Origin of the sequence: Sphingomonas psychrotolerans, from assembly GCF_002796605.1 — a bacterium.
In the GTDB taxonomy this organism is placed as follows: Bacteria; Pseudomonadota; Alphaproteobacteria; order Sphingomonadales; family Sphingomonadaceae; genus Sphingomonas; species Sphingomonas psychrotolerans.
Genome location: NZ_CP024924.1, coordinates 73,121 through 89,182 on the forward strand (window position 1 = coordinate 73,121; position 16,062 = coordinate 89,182).

The window sequence follows — 16,062 nt, forward strand, 5'->3', positions numbered from 1 at the left end:
CGGCCCACGATCCGCAGGACACTGGAGAGTGTGGACCGGTGTTGGATGAAGTGACAGCTCCTTTGCCCTCGATTGGGCGGAGCGTTCTCCTAGTCCGCGTTCCACAAACTGCGACACAGCTCATCAAATGTCGAACCTACCGCGCGCGTAGTGCCTGTGAGATGTTATGGGGCCGCTGTGAGCCTCCCCTAAGGTCGGACGCGTGACGTCGGCGAACGCGGTTGTCCCGACCGGGTCAAGTGGCAGACAGAATTCTTGGGGAAGTGAAGTAATGTCCGATGCCAGCCTGGGACAGACGATCGGGCCAGCGGTAGCGCTTATGGGTGCCGCCGTTATCGCGGTGCCGCTATTCCGGCGGCTAGGTCTCGGATCGGTGCTTGGCTATTTCGCGGCCGGCGTGCTGGTCGGCCCGTCTGGCTTGGCCCTGTTCCGCGACACGCAGTCGATCCTGCACTTTTCCGAGCTCGGCGTCGTCATGTTCCTATTCGTGATTGGGCTGGAACTACGACCGATCAAGTTGTGGGCGATGCGCGGTGAGATCTTCGGCCTTGGATTAGTGCAGGTGCTGCTCGCGATCGTCGCGCTCACGGCCACCGGAGCGCTGGTCTTCGGCCTGCCATTCCAGATCGCGTTCGTCGCGGCTGCGGGTATGGTTCTGTCCTCCACCGCCGTCATCATGTCGGTGCTGCAGGATCGCGGCGAGATTTCCGGCGCGGGAGGACAGAAAGCGGTCGCGATCCTTCTATTTGAGGATCTGACGATCGTGCCCTTGTTGACGGCAGTGGCCTTCATGTCGCCCCTCGCGCGCGAGGCGGCGGGGTGGACCGGCGCCCTGACCGCGGTTGGCGCACTGCTGCTGTTGGTGGGCATAGCGCGCTGGGCCCTAAACCCTTTCTTCGCGCTGCTCGCTCGGGCGCGGACGCGTGAGGTGCTTACGGCTGGCGCGCTGCTGGTGGTGCTCGGCGCCGCCTTGCTCATGGACCTGGCAGGACTCTCGATGGCGATGGGCGCCTTTATCGCCGGCGTGATGCTGTCCAGTTCGAGCTACCGGCATCAGATCGAGAGCGATATCGAGCCATTCCGCGGACTGCTGATGGGGCTGTTCCTTCTTGCGGTCGGCATGTCGCTCGATCTCTCGGTCGTAGCGGCCGAATGGCGGCTCCTGCTGGCGATGCTGGCAGCATTCATGCTCACCAAGGCGGTGGTCGTCTACGCGGTCGCCCGCCTGTTCGGCGGCGACAATCATCAGGCGCTGCACCGCACGTCGCTCTTCCTGCCGGGAGGAGAGTTTGCCTTCGTGCTTTACACCGCGGCGGTTTCGAGCGGCGTAATCGGCGCACGGGAGAACGCGATCTTCGCCACCTTGGTGATCTTGTCCATGTCGCTGATTCCGGCTCTTGCCGCTGCCATGGCGCGGCTGCAAAGGTCGAAGCCGACGATGGACGGCGTGGAGGCCGCACAAGGTCTCAGGGGGCGGGTTCTCCTCATCGGCTTCGGGCGTTTCGGCCAGATCGCATCACAGCTGCTGCTGGTCCGCGGGGTAGACCTGAGCGTCATCGACAACGATCCCGACCGGATCCGCGACGCGGCTCGATACGGGTTCAAGGTCTTCTTTGGCGACGGTGCAAGGCTCGATACGTTGCACCATTCGGGGGCTGGCGAAGCTGACGCGATCATGGTCTGCATCGATGACGCGAAGGCGGCCATGCAGATCGTCGCGTTGGCTCAGACCGCAGCGCCTCAGGCCCGACTTCTGATCCGTAGCCGTGATCGAGGGCATGCGATCGAACTGATCCGCGCAGGCGTCGATTACCAGATCAGGGAGACCGTAGAGTCTGCATATCTGATGGGGGCCGAAGGATTGCGCGCCCTAGGATTTGCCGAAGCCGACATCGCAGAAGCGGACGAAGACATTCGACGCCGGGATACTGAACGCCTCTCGGAACAGACGCAGGGAGACTCGTTCTCGGGCAGAGATCGTCTCATTCTTCAGCCTATTCCGGAGCCGCTGTTTCCCGAAGGCGCGAATATCCGACGGTGACCGGAGAAGGAGTGGGGTGCTGTATGGGAATTGAAAAAGTGAGGTGCTGAGTGGAAATCGAAGAATTGCGCACGTTCGTCGAAGTCGCGGACTCAGGGGGTATCTCGGCAGCGGCGCGTCGATTGGGCGTGTCCAAGTCGATCGTAAGTCGTCGCCTCATGCGCCTTGAGGATGAGCTGGGCATTCAGTTGCTCTCGCGAAATACGCGAGGTGCCAACCTCACGGAGGCCGGAGTGACATTCCGGGATTGTGCCGCCCAAGCCTGCTCGTCCATCGACATCGCGAAAGAAACCATCCTTCCTCAAGGTGAGCTACGCGGTCGCCTTCGCATCGCTGCGCCGTACGTTTACGGTCCCACCCACATTGCCCCGATTCTCGCTGAGATGGCGCGACGTCATCCGCGGCTCCAGATCCACACCAGCTATAACGATCACTTCGTGGATCTCATCGGCGAAGGTTTCGACTGCGGCATTCGGTTCGGCTATCTTGAAGACTCCAACCTGATCGTCAGGCAGGTAGCTCCCCTGCACGGCAAGCTCGTGGCCAGCCCCGAATACATTGCCAAGCACGGCTCCCCGGAAACACCAGAAGAACTTGCGAGCCACGAAGCCCTGATGCTGCGGACAGAGTCATGGCAGTGCATGGACGGACAGAAGATGGTCACCTTACGGCCGCAAGGGCGCTTCAAGAGTGACAACGGGAACGCGTTGATTGCTGCTGCCCTGGCGGGCATCGGGATCGGCCGGTTGCCGAACGAGTTCGTCGACGAGCATATCGCCGCTGGGCGCCTCGTTCACGTCATGACCCGCTTTCCACTCCCCCCGGCTGGTATATACGTCGTCCGACCGCCTGGGCAGCATCCGGCACGCAAGATCCGGATTCTGACCGAGATGCTGATCGAGTGCTTCGGGCGAAACTACCCCGCAGGCGTTCGTTTTGGATTCGATTGGGCAAATGACGTTCAATTCGGTCAAACTTCGAACTCGCCCGGCTAGTATCCAGGCCCGGGCGCGTCCGCGGCGATCATTGATAGAGAGGTAGGTGCCTCGTCGCGACGAACACTTGCGCTCGCCTCTGCAGCTTTCACAGCAATCAGCGCGCGCTCTGAGCTGGGAGCAAGAGCGGCGCGAGCAGCACGAACGATAGACCCGAGATGATGAATGCGATCATCTCCTCCGCCAACGCCTGCGCCACGATATGGTAGATGAGGCCGACCGCGAGTCCGAGTGCGCTCCAAGACAGAACGGCTGATCCTGCATGAGAACGACATCTCCAAGGCGCTACCATCTGCTCCAACCGGGCAGCTTGTCCCGCTGCAAAACCGGCTTCGAAGAAATTGCGTAAGTCGTTGTCATGCGCTGGTCCGCGAAGTCGCAGGATGACGGCGTGCCGGCGCAGGGCCTCAAGTCGTCCGTCCGCCAACCGGTTGGACAATTTGTAGCCGAAGCAGCGTAGCAGCCTGACCTTGAGGCTAAGCGGATCAGCGAGGGACAACCATGGGTCGTTGCGCGAGAGGAGGATTACCGATCGCTCCGCTTGATCAAAGCGATTGGGCGTTTTCAACGACGAAGACTCGGCGCTAACGAGGCCGGTTGCCTGAGATGTGGCAGTTTGATGTTGGAACAGGAGGTAGGCCATGGGCGGTCCGATCTGCCATCTAGCCTGAATCAGGTACGATGGCGCGTGACCGGCGGGTAGCCGCCGTTCGAGCGATGCTTCGTCGCACGAAGCGCGACATCCGCTGCCTCATTGCGCGTTCCGACATCTCTCAAAGATGTGACAGGCTGCTCGACCGGCGCCCCCGAGACCCGATGCACAGCAAGATCGCTGATCGCCACCGACAGCGTTACCTACGCTGCCGACGCAGGGTATTGGTCATTCGGCGACCTTTAGCCGCTCCACAAACCACTTGCCCGCAGGACCCGGCGGAGCGTCGTCGCGCCAGGCGGCGAACATCGACATCATCCGCTGCGCACGACCAAGCGAAAGCACCTCGAGTTCAACAAGCGATCCGTCATTGATATCCTGTCGGACGACGTCCAGCGGCATCGCGCCCCAGCCCAACCCAGCCTTGAGGAACGCATGCTTTGCGCCGAGGTCGGCCAGACGCCACACCCGTGGGGAGAGTACACCAAACTCGCGCCCTTCCGTCAGCGAAGAACGATCGGTGAGGATCAACTGAATATGGGCGCTCAGTGCGGCGTCGACGTCGCCCGAATCCAATGCAGCCAGCGGATGGTGGGGCGAGGCAACGACGACCATCTCCACCTCGAGCAGGCGCTCTACCCCGATCCCCGGTGGAACGACCGGTAGCGAGCCCATCACCCCGAAGGAGCAGCGTCGATCGAGAATGGGCATCAGGACCGCGCCGAGCGCTTCGACGTAGAGCCGCAGCGGCGTGTCGGGAAACTCGGTGTGAAATGCCGACACCGCGTCGGTCAGCGTCGTGATCGGGAACATAACATCGACCGCGACCGACAATTCCGGCTCCAGTCCGCCGGCGAGCGCGCGCGCTTGTGCCTTGAAGCTGCCCATCGCGCCGACGATCTCGCGCGCTCGCGGGATGAGGGCTGCGCCGGCGGGCGTCAGGACCGGTGACCGTCCGCTTCGATCGAAGAGCAGCACGCCAAGCTGGCCTTCCAGATTGGCAAGTGTCTGGCTGACGACGGACTGGGCACGTCCCAGCCGACGTCCGGCCGCAGAGAAGCTGCCCTCTTCCGCAGCCGCGATGAACGTTCGGATCTGATCGGAGGAAAAGGCATCCAGCATGACGACCATCCTATCGGGCTTGCCGATAGATCGCATCTGTTTTGATGGGCTACTCCAATAGGTCCCGAATCTCCACTTTGCGGTCATCAGACTAGGAGTTTCAGAGATGAACGCGCAAATAATCGAAAGAACCGGTTCCGCTTACGTCGCATCTGGCGAGCGTCGCATCGTCCACCGCACGACGGGCCAAGCGCATGGATCGATCAGGCGTCTGATGAGCCCCGGGGATCTCGGCGAGGTCGTCAAGCCGTTCGTGTTCCTTGACCTGTTCGAGGCCCGTTCGGAATTCATGGGCTCGATGGCCATCCATCCGCACTCAGGCCTGGCAACGGTTACCGTCCTGACCGAAGGCGATGTGCGGTTCGACGATCCGTCCTCGGGGCAGGGAACGATCGGCTACGGCGGCGTCGAGTGGATGCGTGCGGGCGGCGGCGTATGGCACGGCAAGGAGATGTCGCGCGGCTCGTCGCCGAGCGTTCAAGGCTTTCAGCTCTGGGTAGCCCTGCCGCCCGAGCTCGAGAACGGCCCGGTCGACAGCCAATATATCGAGGCGGGTGACATGCCGTCGGTCGGTCCGGCGCATGTGATCCTGGGCGAATATGGCGGTCGGCGTAGTCCGGTCCGGTCCGTCGATGGCACGACCTACCTTCTCGTGACGCTCAAGCGGGGTGAGACTTGGACGTTCACGCCGTCGAAGGACCAGTCGGTCGCCTGGCTCGGCGTGGCCCGCGGCTCGCTCGATGCCGGAGAAACCGTCGTGGCGACCGAGATGGTCGTATTCGACCAAGGATCGGACGCCATCACGCTGACCGCCGGGAATGAGCGTGACGCAGTCTTCGTCATCGGCTCTGCTATCCCCCATCCTCACGATCTGGTGACGGGTTATTATTCGGTTCACACATCCGAGGCGGCGTTGGAGGCCGGTGAAGCGAATATCGCTGCCATCGGTCAGAGGATGAAGCGATCAGGCGCCATGGAACAGTCGGGAGCCGTGCCGATCTTCCGGTAGAGCTCGGCCAGCCGGCCGCTCTCCGGCCGGCATCACAAAAGGCACCGGCAGCGCTTCAGCGCTGCCGGTGCCTCCCGCCGATCCAACCCATCAACTATGGCGCTGGCTGTAAGCAGCCGGCCCCATAGGTTACTTCCCTTGGTAATAGACGCCGAAATGTTTCACGGGCGACCACGTAGGTAGGGTCGCGGGCAGCTGTGGCGACAGCCCACTGTAATCCTGGTCACCGAATACGACCTTGCCGTTCATGACAGTTAGAACGGATGAGACGGACTTGATCTGGTCCTCCGGCACGGTGAAATAATCCCGGTCGAGCACCGCGAAGTCCGCCAGGTAGCCGGGCGCAATGGTGCCCGCTTCCGATTCCGCATTCATGAACCACGCTCCTCCCGCGGTGAACAGCTTCAACGCCTCAGCTCGGGTAAGCCGGTTATCCTTGGCGAGTGCCTCGGATCCAGACACTGATTTCCCGGACACCATCCAACTGATACCCACCCATGGATTGTACGAAGATGCCCTGAAGCCGTCGGTGGTCATCGCTAACGGGATCCCGCTATCTATGAGCATGCGCAGGCGCGGAGTCTGCAACGCTTTGGCAAGGCCATATGTCTTGATGAAGCCATCGGCGTGCAGCGCCATCTTATCGTCCAGGGCGATCCCGCCGCCCAGCTTCCGAACCCGAGCGATGTTCTCCGGACTGATGGTCTCGGCGTGTTCGAGGCTCCACCGCAAGCCGTCAAGCGGTGTCGTCTCATTCACCTTTTCCAACGCATCGAGAAACGGGGAGATGTTCTCGTTGTAGCTGGCGTGCATACGGAAGGGGATGCGTCGCTCGACCAGCCTTTTCACATCTTCCTCGACGAAGCGCCGCATCTTCTCTGGGTCGATGATGATGGCCGGGCGGTCAAAATTCTCATGATCGTGGACTTCCGCGCTCAGGACTTCCCCGGCCCCTCGATACTCATGGCCATGCGGCAAGGTAGGATACAGGTTCTGTCCGGGGCTTATCGGCGCCGTCTTCGTTATAGCCTCTAGCTCTAGATCCACCATGTTTACTGGACCGCCATTGCCGAGCTGTAGATCCACGAAGGGCATGCGCACATTGAGGCGGTTGTCTCGCGCAAGCACGGCAACCCTCGCCTGTGCTTTAGGGTAGGCCCACCTGCTGCCGTTATCGACGATCGATGTGACACCGAATCGGTTCAGGCCATGGATGCTACTGACCAGCGAACTCACTTCCTCGTCGAACGTGGGCTGCGGCACCGCCATCTCGAGAGCGACGAACAACCAGGTATTGCCGTAGATAACTCCCGTGGGGTTCCCGCGACTGTCCTTTTCAATCTCGGTGCCCGGCACCTTCGGGAACCGATCGGTGCCCACGCCCAGCACATCCAGCGCCTGCTTGTTCAAGTAGGCGCGGTTATAGGCGTATTGCACGATCATCGGCCGATTGGGCACCGCCTTGCGGAGTTCAGCCAGCGTGGGGAAGCGGTTCTCCTTGAACTGGTACGGGGACCAGCCTCCAATCACCTTGACCCACTGGCCATCCGGAGTGCGGCCCGCTTGCTCGTGAAGCATGGTCAACGCCTGACGTAGCGTCGGCACGCCGTCCCATCGCACATTGTAGTTATAGGCCAAGTCGTTGAGGACATGGATATGCGCATCGATAATGCCCGGGATGAGCCTGCGGCTGTGCGCATCAATGACCTTGGTCTCGGCACTCTTTAGGCCAAGAATATCGGCGTCGGATCCGACGGAGTAAATGCGGCCATTTTTTACGGCCAGCGCCGTCGCTTCTGGCTGCGCTCGGTTGCCGGTGGAGATCTTGGCGTTGAATACGATCAGATCGGCTCCGGTATGGCCCTGCGTTGATTGTGCCTGTAGCGCGGAGAACGATGTGATCGCGACGATTGCGACAAATGCTTTCCTGATCATATTAGCCTCGCTTAGCTGTTTGTTTGGACGGAGTGCGGGAGGCTGGAGGCGAGCACCTCAGCCAGTTCGATGAGATTGCCGAAAGGATCGGCGAAAAAGCGAGTTTGCGGCCGATTGCTTCGACCACGAATGGCTCGGCGACGATGGTCACGCCGCGCGCGCGAAGCTCCTCGAGCGTTTCGGCACCATCGACGACGCTGAGACAAAAATGGTGATAGCCCGCGAAGTCGAGGGTGCCGCCCAAGTGTGAGTAGGGCCGCACATCTTGCGGAACCGGCTCACCGCCAACGATAGTTTCGATGCAGAAACGATCGTCGACGGGCGAAGCGAGGTAGCCGAGCCTCTGGTCGGCGTAGTCCCATTCGGCGACCACACGAAAGTCGAGCGATGCGACATACCATCGCTTGGCGATCTCGAAGTCGGGCGTGCGCACCGCGACGTGGTGACCGCGCATGTCGGCGAAGGGTGAAGCATCATTAAGCGCGGGCGGAGTGAGGTCAGCCACAGGCGTTGTCCGTCGAATTGAGGATGAAGGTTTTGAACTCGGAGCCCGCTCGGCCGCGCCGATGCGGCGGTGGCCGATCCCGCCTTTCCTCGGTTGGGCCACGCGGCAATGCGCGGTGAGCGGCGGATAGCGCATCGTCAGAACCTAAAGGTGGTCTGGGCGCCGACCATCTTGATGGTGCGCGCCGGGCCGGTATCACGAATGAATGGGCCGGGGTCGAAAGCACTCAGCGAGGCGGTGAGGTTCAGCTTCGGTGTCGCCTGCCAGCTGGCGGCAAGCTCGATCTGCTTTCCGATGAAGCGCGCGTCGCTGGTCTTGCCGCTTCGTACCAGAAACCCTGGGATGGCGTAGATCCCGTCGTGTACACTCTCACGCCAATAGGCAACTCCGGTCAGCGATACGGCGATGTCCTTGCGCGGATGAACCGTGGTCGAAGGTCGGAGATGGATGAGGTTCCGCGGACCGATAGGTGAAAGGGCTCCGAAATACTTGCCGTTCGGGAAAAGCGGATTCAGCGTCCCCAGCTTCCGGTCGTTCGGGTCACCGTCGCCCGAAACAACATCGGCAGTAAGCGCGATCTCTGGTCGGAGTGGCGAGTTCCGGAAGCGGTACCCTGTCTCTGCCCCGACGCCCCAGGCCGCCGAGCGGTAACCGGCAAATGTGCCGCGCTGCACCGCTGCCTCGGCGTTCCAATACCAGGCGCCATTGTCTCCGAAGAACCTTGTGCCGATGGTGTGCGCCAGCTGCCTGCCGGCGCCTTGGTCGAAGACGGCGTTTCGGTCTCGCAGGCCGATATAGTAGATATCGACACCATATGTGTGCTTCGCGTTGAGCCATTGTGTGGCGTAGACGCCCCAGACTGCTTTATTACGCGAGCGTCGGTCGTTGAACGCGCCCAGCTTCGTGTCGACCGGCTGAAGGTAGAAGCCAGTTATTTGGCGGCTCTTACCGGTGGCGATACCCTCGAATCCGTCAAACGGCAGCGGAACGCCGGTTCCATAGCGCCTGTCGATAAACCGTCCCGAACCGAGCGAAACTAGCTTCCGCCCGGCAGACAGTCGAAGCACATCCCCGCTCGGTACCGGGATGTCTACGTCGACAAACGCCTGCAGCATGTCGACGCCGGTAGCGTCCGCAGGTCCCTTCCGGCGGTCTGTTCCGGAGATAGCCGAAACGATCGGCATCGCAAAAAACCGCAGCTTGCCGACATGAAGATCAGCATAAGGCATCAGTCGATTCCAGACGTAATCGTCGTTCGGCGACGCTCCCCAGTTCACATTCTCATAGCCTTCGTAGCGTGAACGCGCCTCCAGGCCCGTGGTCAGATAGATGGAGCCATCCTCGTTCAGCGGGATATACTTCAACGGCTCGGCCCAATCGCCCGTCCGGGCTGCGGGATCGGCGAGGGTGGACCAGTTTTCTGAATAGCGATCGATGGTGAGCGTCGGAGCGCGTTCCAGATTGGTCGACACCTGCGCACTTGCTGCGGAAGGCGATATCAAGGCGGCCGCGACGAAGATCAGGCACGGTCCGGCGTTCGCCAGCCGAGGGACTCCACTTCGATTGCGATCATCGGAAGTCGGCCGCCTTGGCGCGCTTCCGACCTTGTAGGGGGGGGTGGCGAGCATCGACATGCCCGCAGGCTGCCGCAACGCGTTTTGTCGATGCTCGCCAATCACGGCGATCAGCCCGCGTCGGTATCGACGGGGGTCTTCAAGAGTTGCTGCTCCCACAGATACGCGATGCCGGCGCCTCCCGCGTGGTCGATCAGGATCTCCGGGAGAAGCGCCGCGGTGTCGGTCCGCGCCCAATCGCGCTGCCACTCCGAGACCACGGCCATCCAGGTCATCACGTTCACTCCGCCGGCGACCAAGCGCTGAATGGCGACCTGATGTGCCTCGACCGATGCACCGCCGCTGGCGTCAGTAACGACCGTTACATCCCAGCCTTCGCCGGCCGCGTGAAGCGCTGGCATAGCTACGCAGACCTCGGTCCAGAGACCGGCAATGATGAGCTGCTTGCGACCAGTCGCCTTGACCGCGTCGACAGTGGGCTTGTCTTCCCAGGTATTGATGAAAGTGCGGTCGATTACCTCCTGATCCGGGAACAGGTCAGTGAGCTGCTTGAAGAGTAGCCCACCCCGGTTGGCGATGACGCTGGTCAGGATCGTTGGGACCTTGAACACCTTGGCGGCCTTCGCAAGAGCTGTCGTGTTGTTCACGACCGCCTGCGGATCATGGCTGTTCGTGTTGGCAAGCTGATAAGGTTGGTGATCGATCAAAAGGAGCACTGAATCTTCGGGACGAAGAAGCGAGTTGAGCCCATTGCGGAAAGTCATGGCGGTTCTCTCTTCTGCAAGTGCTTGCATTGGTTGCTGGGACATCGAACGAGACGCGAGCCCAGTTGAAGTGTTGCCATTCCGGTATCCGCGGCGGTAGCATCGTCCGGTGACATGCTGTGTCGCAGGACGGGGAACGCTGGATGGACATTGAAGACTTGCGGACGTTCGTTGAGGTCGCTGACGCAGGTGGCGTCACGCCCGCCTCGCGGCGGCTGGGCATCTCCAAGTCGATGGTTAGCCGCCGCCTTGTCCGACTGGAAGCGGAGTTGAGTGTCCAGCTTCTTGCGCGCACCACACGGGGTGCGGCGCTTACCGAGGCCGGAGCGACGTTCCGGGACTATGCCGCCCGGGTGATCGCCGAAATCGATGTCGCCAAGGAAACGATCCTTCCGGCGGGCGAGTTGCGGGGCCGCCTGCGCGTCGCAGCGCCCTTGTCATTCGGGCCGACGCATTTCGCGCCGGTCCTTGCCGAAATGGCGGCGCGCCATCCAGAGCTTCATATCCATTCATGCTACACAGATCGGTTCGTCGACCTCATTACGGAGGGTTACGATTGTGCGATACGCGTCGGTACGCTGCCCGATTCGAACCTGATCGCAAGGAGGATCGGCCCCATCCGCGCGGGGTATGTCGCATCGCCGGCCTACATCAAGAAGTACGGATCTCCAGAAACCCCAGAGGAGTTCGTCACTCATCAGGCGGTCATGCAGGGCACGGAGACATGGCCAGCAGCGGACGGCGACAAGATCATCGCGATGCGGCCGCGGGGGCGATTCAAAGCAGATAACGCCGTCGCCCTCATCGCCGCTGCGATCCAAGGCGTCGGCATCGCCGGAGTCCCACTCGACCTGGTCAAGGAACATCTAGCTTCCGGCGTTCTGGTGCCCGTGATGCCTCGCTATCCGATCCCCGAACTCGCCATCTATGTTGTCCGTCCCCCGGGGCAGCATCCTTCGCGAAAAGTGCGCGTGCTCACCGAAATGCTGATCGAGTGCTTCAGCGAGCACAAAGCCGACCAAAGCGCAAACTAGTCGCTGGCGTTCCGGAGGCTGCGACACACATTGCCTCGGCGTGGCACTACCTTGCTCTGACCCGCGATGTCAGAGCGGTGATCCCGCTCGGAAGGCGGGGAGATTATAGTCGAGCGTCGGAGCGCTCGAGCGGGCTTTATCGACAGATCGCCGACCGCCGCGCTCTCAAGGGGCGCCATAATCTTCTCCGTCCGGCAAACCCCTGTGTATCGAGAGGTGAGATACACCATAGCGGGGTGCATGCTGACAGATCCGCCAGTCCGCCCATACCTGGCCTTTGCCTCGCTCAAGTGGAAGCATCTAACGTCCGGACAGCCAGCGCAACCTCAGTGCCGAGTAGCTCTATCGCACGCAGCATCGCGGCAGTCTCTGAGGCTGCAGACGTCATCTGGAAAGCAACTCGCGAAAGGCCCCCAAGGACCTCGTTAGCGTGTTGGATCTTTGCGGCAACAGTCGCAGGATTCCCAATAAGGAAAGCCCCTTCGGGACCCGCTGTCGCTTCGAACTGCGCGCGCGTTGGCTGAGACCAACCACGTTCGCGCGCATATTTGGAGATCATCTGCGCCCAGCCGGGATAGAAGGCATCACGGGCTGCCGCGTCACTGTCCGCAACGAAGCCCATGGCATGAATCGCTACCTTGAGCTGCACGGGATCGTGGCCCGCGCGCGCGCCAGCCTCGCGGTAAAGGTCGACTAGCGGACGAAACCGATCGAACGTGCCGCCGACGATTGCGATCATCAGTGGCAACCCCAGGCGGCCAGCGCGCTCGAATGATTCAGGGGTCCCGCCGACACCTATCCAAACGGGCAAGCGGGCCTGATGCGGTCGCGGAAACACACCCTGTCCTGTCAGCGGCGCCCGGAACCGCCCTTTCCAAGTGGGATGGGTCGTTTCTCGAAGCAGCAGGAGCAGGTCGAGTTTCTCCGCAAAGAGTTCGTCATAGTCTCGCATCGGAAGGCCGAACAAAGGGAAAGCTTCCACCGAGGATCCCCTTCCGGCGACGATCTCAGCGCGGCCGCGGGATATGAGATCAAGCGTCGCGAACTCCTGAAAAAGCCGGACCGGATCGACGGCACCGAGAACCGTTACCGCGCTAGTGAGCCTGATCCGTTCTGTACGTGCCGCGGCCGCAGCCAGGATCGTCACCGGCGAGGAGTCAAGAAACTCGGACCGGTGGTGTTCGCCAATGCCAAAAAAGTGGAGCCCTACCCGCTCCGCAAGCTCGATCTCTTCGAGCACGCCAGCCATTCGATCAGCTGCCGCAGGCAGCGCGCCGTTTACCGGATCGGGGAAGATAGCTGCGAAGCTGTCAATGCCAATTTCCATATCACGTCCTTGTCGTTCCGACACCATGCCGCCGATCGATCCGCCCAGCAGTGATCAAGGAGGCGCGGCCCCGCGCTGATGGGAGCATGCTGGAGGCAGCGAGATACCGCTACGTGACGTTGGCATCCCTTATGCGGATACGCTAGCATCGTATTCCGCTACTTTGCGTCACAGATTCGAGGACGAGCGTGAACACCCAAGACTTACGAACCTTCGTGGAGGTCGCGGATGCCGGCGGCGTGACGGCTGCTGCCCGTCGCCTCGGTATCGGGAAGGCGATCGTCAGCCGGCAGCTTATCCGCTTGGAGGCGGATCTCGGCGTCCAGCTGCTTGCCCGAACAACACGGGGGGCCTCGCTGACCGAGGCAGGCGCGACGTTCCGAGAATATGCCGCAAAGGTCATAGCGGATCTTGATACCGCGCGAGAGACAATCGTGCCGAACGGAGAGCTCCGTGGTCGCCTTCGGATCGCTGCGCCGCTGTCATTTGGACCGACGCACCTGGCCCCCGTCCTAGCTCAGCTTGGGCGCCTGCATCCTTCCTTGCACATTCAGACTTGTTACAGCGACCGGCACGTGAACCTGATAGAGGAGGGGTTCGATTGCGCCATTCGGTTTGGACGCCCCGCACCATCGACGCTTCTCGCCAGGCGCATTGCGCCGCTCTATGCATCGCTCGTGGCCAGCCCGGACTACATCGCGAGGCGTGGGTCACCAGAGACGCTGGAAGATTTGCTTAGTCATGAGGCGCTTCTCCAAGGCACTGAGCCGTGGGACTTTGTCGATGGCGACAAGACCGTCACGCTCAATGTTCAGGGTCGCTTCAAGGCTGATAATGGAGTCGCGATCACAGCCGCAGCGCTTGCGGGTCTCGGCATTGCTTGCCTGCCTGACGGCTTGATTGTCGAGCATTTGGCATCAGGAGCACTCGTGCGCGTGATGTCTCATTATCCGCAACCAGTGTACGGCATTTTCGTTATTCGCCCACCCGGGCAACACCCGTTGCGCAAGGTCCGAGCCCTCACCGAGCTTTTGATCGAGCGTCTTGGAGCACCAGATAGTCTGTCTAATAACCCGTCAGGCTGACAGCCGAGGCGAGCGTGATGGGGTTTGGCAAGCCCACGCGAATGACGCTTCTCAGTGCCGCGCGTCTCTGTTTTTGCGACACAGTTGCCTGTCTGCCGCGACTACAGAAAGGCGCTCATCGACGATAGCGTGCGCAGTCGAAAGGGGGCTCCCATGCGCCACAACATCGTCATCACTGAATCTCAGACACAAGTTACCACTGTCGATACACTTCGAGACCCGCAGACCAGTTCTATGCTGTCGAGCATTGCTTTGATACTCGACTCGAAAAGGCCCGCGAACCTGCGTCGCAGTTTCCGCTACCTCGCCACTTTTACGTTTTCGTCGTTCGCAATGACCGCTTGCGCCGCCTCCCAAGAAAACCCGGGTGCAGCATCCGATGGGAATTGGGCGTCGTACAACCGGACCTTGGCCGGGGACAGATTTTCGCCTCTCGCTGATATCACCCGGGAGAACGTCGGGTCGCTCGTCCGCAAGTGCGAGTATGCCCTGTCAGAGCCGTCATCTTTTCAAACCGGCCCGCTCGCGATCGATGGGGTCCTCTACTTCACCACCCCCGGTGGTTCGTTCGCAGTTGATGCCGGGACCTGCAAGGAACGCTGGCACATCACGCATCCGGTGCCGACTGGAGAAGGTGTCATCACCGCTAACCGCGGCTTCGCGTATCATGACGGGGTCCTGTTCCGCGGAACGATGGAGGGTCATGTCCTCGCGATCTCTCCGAAGGATGGTCGCACGCTCTGGGATGTTCAGATCCCTGACGCCGGGCCCGGGGTCAGCATCCCGATGGCGCCGATCGCCGCTGACGGTAAGGTGTTCATCGGCAATGCTGGCGGCGACCGCGCGAATGTGACCGGCCACGCCTACGCGTTCGATGCGAAGACCGGCAAGATGCTCTGGCGTTTCGAGGTCGTGCCCGACACCCCCGAGATCCGCGCAACCTGGAAGATGCCGAAAGGTAACCCTCTGTCTGGCGGTGGGATTTGGACCTCGCTCACCTATGACGAAGCAGCCGGCGTCGTCTACGTTCCGACAGGCAATCCCGCTCCGGACTTCGACGGCGAGCTTCGACAGGGTGATAACCTTTACGTCAATTCAGTCATTGCCATCGACGGGAAGACCGGCCGGCGGATCGCCCACAATCAGGTCGTGAAGCAGGACTACCACGACTGGGGTCTGAGCGGCCCCCCGGCGCTGTTCACCACCGCTGGGGGCAAGCGCGTCGTCGCCTCTGCGAACAAGGATGGCATGCTGTCAGTGCTCGATCGCGGCGATCTGAAATCAGGTCTCCCGCTCCTCTACGGGCAGCCAACAACAACCCGCAAGAATGTGGATGTGCCGCTGTCGCGCGAGCGAGCCACGGAATTCTGTCCGGGCATGTTCGGCGGGAGTGAGTGGAATGGCGCGGCCTTCAGTCCCAAGCTCAATACGATATTCGTGGGTGCGGTGGATTGGTGTTCACGCGTGACGCTGACGCCCAAGGACGCACCTGTGCCAAAAACGGGCGACATCTGGCTCGGCATCAAGGAGCCTATGACCGAGGCGATGATGCCGTGGTCGACTGCTCGCGGCTGGCTTACCGCCTACGACGCGGACACTGGTGCCGTGCGTTGGAAACTTGAGGCACCGAAACCGGTTCTCGGCGGGGTTACCCCCACTGCCGGCGGCCTTGTCTTCGCCTCTGACCTGGCCGGCAACTTTTTCGCCGTGGATGCCACCAGCGGCAAGAAGCTTTGGAACGAGCAGGTCGGACAGCCGATCGGCGGCGGCATCATCACCTACCGCGTCGGAGACAAACAGCTTGTAGCAGCGGCAATCGGAAACGGCGGCGGAGCTTGGCCCGCACCCGTCACACGCACCAGCATCGTTGTCTACGGTTTGAAGTAGCGCGCGTTACGCCCACCGTTCACGTGGCCGAGGCGGATGCTCCACTGCAACCCACCTCGACCATCTAAGACTTCGGACGGTGGGCCGTTTTCCTTCGTATCATCGAAGCCCAGTAACGAGCCTCAGGATCTC

Annotated in this window: 13 protein-coding genes; 6 read left to right on the forward strand and 7 right to left on the reverse strand. The window is 61.5% G+C overall.

Features of this window, described 5'->3' with window-relative positions; translation table 11 throughout:
• The first annotated feature begins 271 nt into the window (after positions 1–271).
• A complete protein-coding gene (locus CVN68_RS22500) occupies positions 272–2,041 on the forward strand; it encodes a monovalent cation:proton antiporter-2 (CPA2) family protein (protein WP_100284672.1) in 1,770 nt (589 codons plus the stop codon).
• Between the two features lie 50 nt (positions 2,042–2,091).
• Positions 2,092–3,036, forward strand: coding sequence for a LysR family transcriptional regulator (locus CVN68_RS22505; RefSeq protein ID WP_100284673.1), 945 nt, complete (start codon positions 2,092–2,094; stop codon positions 3,034–3,036).
• 97 nt (positions 3,037–3,133) lie between these two features.
• On the opposite strand, the gene CVN68_RS22510 is transcribed toward CVN68_RS22505, so the two are convergent.
• Together CVN68_RS22510 and CVN68_RS22515 are read right to left on the reverse strand one after the other, a co-directional pair.
• Positions 3,134–3,679, reverse strand: a complete 546-nt coding sequence (locus CVN68_RS22510) for a hypothetical protein (RefSeq protein ID WP_100284674.1) — start codon at positions 3,677–3,679, stop codon at positions 3,134–3,136.
• Between the two features lie 237 nt (positions 3,680–3,916).
• Positions 3,917–4,810 (reverse strand): LysR family transcriptional regulator, encoded by an 894-nt coding sequence (locus tag CVN68_RS22515; RefSeq protein WP_100284743.1) that lies wholly within the window; start codon positions 4,808–4,810, stop codon positions 3,917–3,919.
• A gap of 106 nt (positions 4,811–4,916) precedes the next feature.
• Here CVN68_RS22515 and CVN68_RS22520 point away from each other — a divergent pair, with 106 nt between their 5' ends.
• The gene (locus CVN68_RS22520; RefSeq protein ID WP_100284675.1) at positions 4,917–5,819 is read left to right on the forward strand and encodes a pirin family protein; all 903 of its coding nucleotides are present in this window, start codon (positions 4,917–4,919) and stop codon (positions 5,817–5,819) included.
• A gap of 129 nt (positions 5,820–5,948) precedes the next feature.
• Here CVN68_RS22520 and CVN68_RS22525 read toward each other — a convergent pair whose 3' ends face one another.
• The 4 genes from CVN68_RS22525 to CVN68_RS22540 all read right to left on the reverse strand — a co-directional run bounded on the left by CVN68_RS22525 (position 5,949) and on the right by CVN68_RS22540 (position 10,597).
• Positions 5,949–7,754, reverse strand: coding sequence for an amidohydrolase (locus tag CVN68_RS22525; protein WP_100284676.1), 1,806 nt, complete (start codon positions 7,752–7,754; stop codon positions 5,949–5,951).
• 1 nt (position 7,755) lies between these two features.
• On the reverse strand, positions 7,756–8,259 hold the full coding sequence (locus tag CVN68_RS22530) for a VOC family protein (protein WP_233503746.1): 504 nt from the start codon (positions 8,257–8,259) through the stop codon (positions 7,756–7,758).
• A gap of 137 nt (positions 8,260–8,396) precedes the next feature.
• Positions 8,397–9,893, reverse strand: a complete 1,497-nt coding sequence (locus tag CVN68_RS22535; protein WP_100284677.1) for an alginate export family protein — start codon at positions 9,891–9,893, stop codon at positions 8,397–8,399.
• A gap of 50 nt (positions 9,894–9,943) precedes the next feature.
• Positions 9,944–10,597 carry a hydrolase gene (locus CVN68_RS22540; RefSeq protein WP_100284678.1) on the reverse strand — a complete coding sequence of 218 codons (654 nt, stop codon included), beginning with the start codon at positions 10,595–10,597 and terminating at the stop codon, positions 9,944–9,946.
• 143 nt (positions 10,598–10,740) lie between these two features.
• Between CVN68_RS22540 and CVN68_RS22545 the strand changes: the two genes are divergently transcribed.
• Positions 10,741–11,631, forward strand: a complete 891-nt coding sequence (locus CVN68_RS22545; protein WP_100284679.1) for a LysR family transcriptional regulator — start codon at positions 10,741–10,743, stop codon at positions 11,629–11,631.
• 286 nt (positions 11,632–11,917) lie between these two features.
• Here CVN68_RS22545 and CVN68_RS22550 read toward each other — a convergent pair whose 3' ends face one another.
• Positions 11,918–12,958 carry an LLM class flavin-dependent oxidoreductase gene (locus CVN68_RS22550; protein WP_100284680.1) on the reverse strand — a complete coding sequence of 347 codons (1,041 nt, stop codon included), beginning with the start codon at positions 12,956–12,958 and terminating at the stop codon, positions 11,918–11,920.
• Positions 12,959–13,146: 188 nt separating this feature from the next.
• Between CVN68_RS22550 and CVN68_RS22555 the strand changes: the two genes are divergently transcribed.
• Entirely contained in the window at positions 13,147–14,043 is an 897-nt protein-coding gene (locus CVN68_RS22555; protein ID WP_100284681.1) for a LysR family transcriptional regulator, read from the forward strand.
• A gap of 153 nt (positions 14,044–14,196) precedes the next feature.
• Complete coding sequence (locus tag CVN68_RS22560; RefSeq protein WP_100284682.1) at positions 14,197–15,930, forward strand: pyrroloquinoline quinone-dependent dehydrogenase; 1,734 nt, start codon at positions 14,197–14,199, stop codon at positions 15,928–15,930.
• The last annotated feature ends 132 nt before the right edge of the window (positions 15,931–16,062 follow it).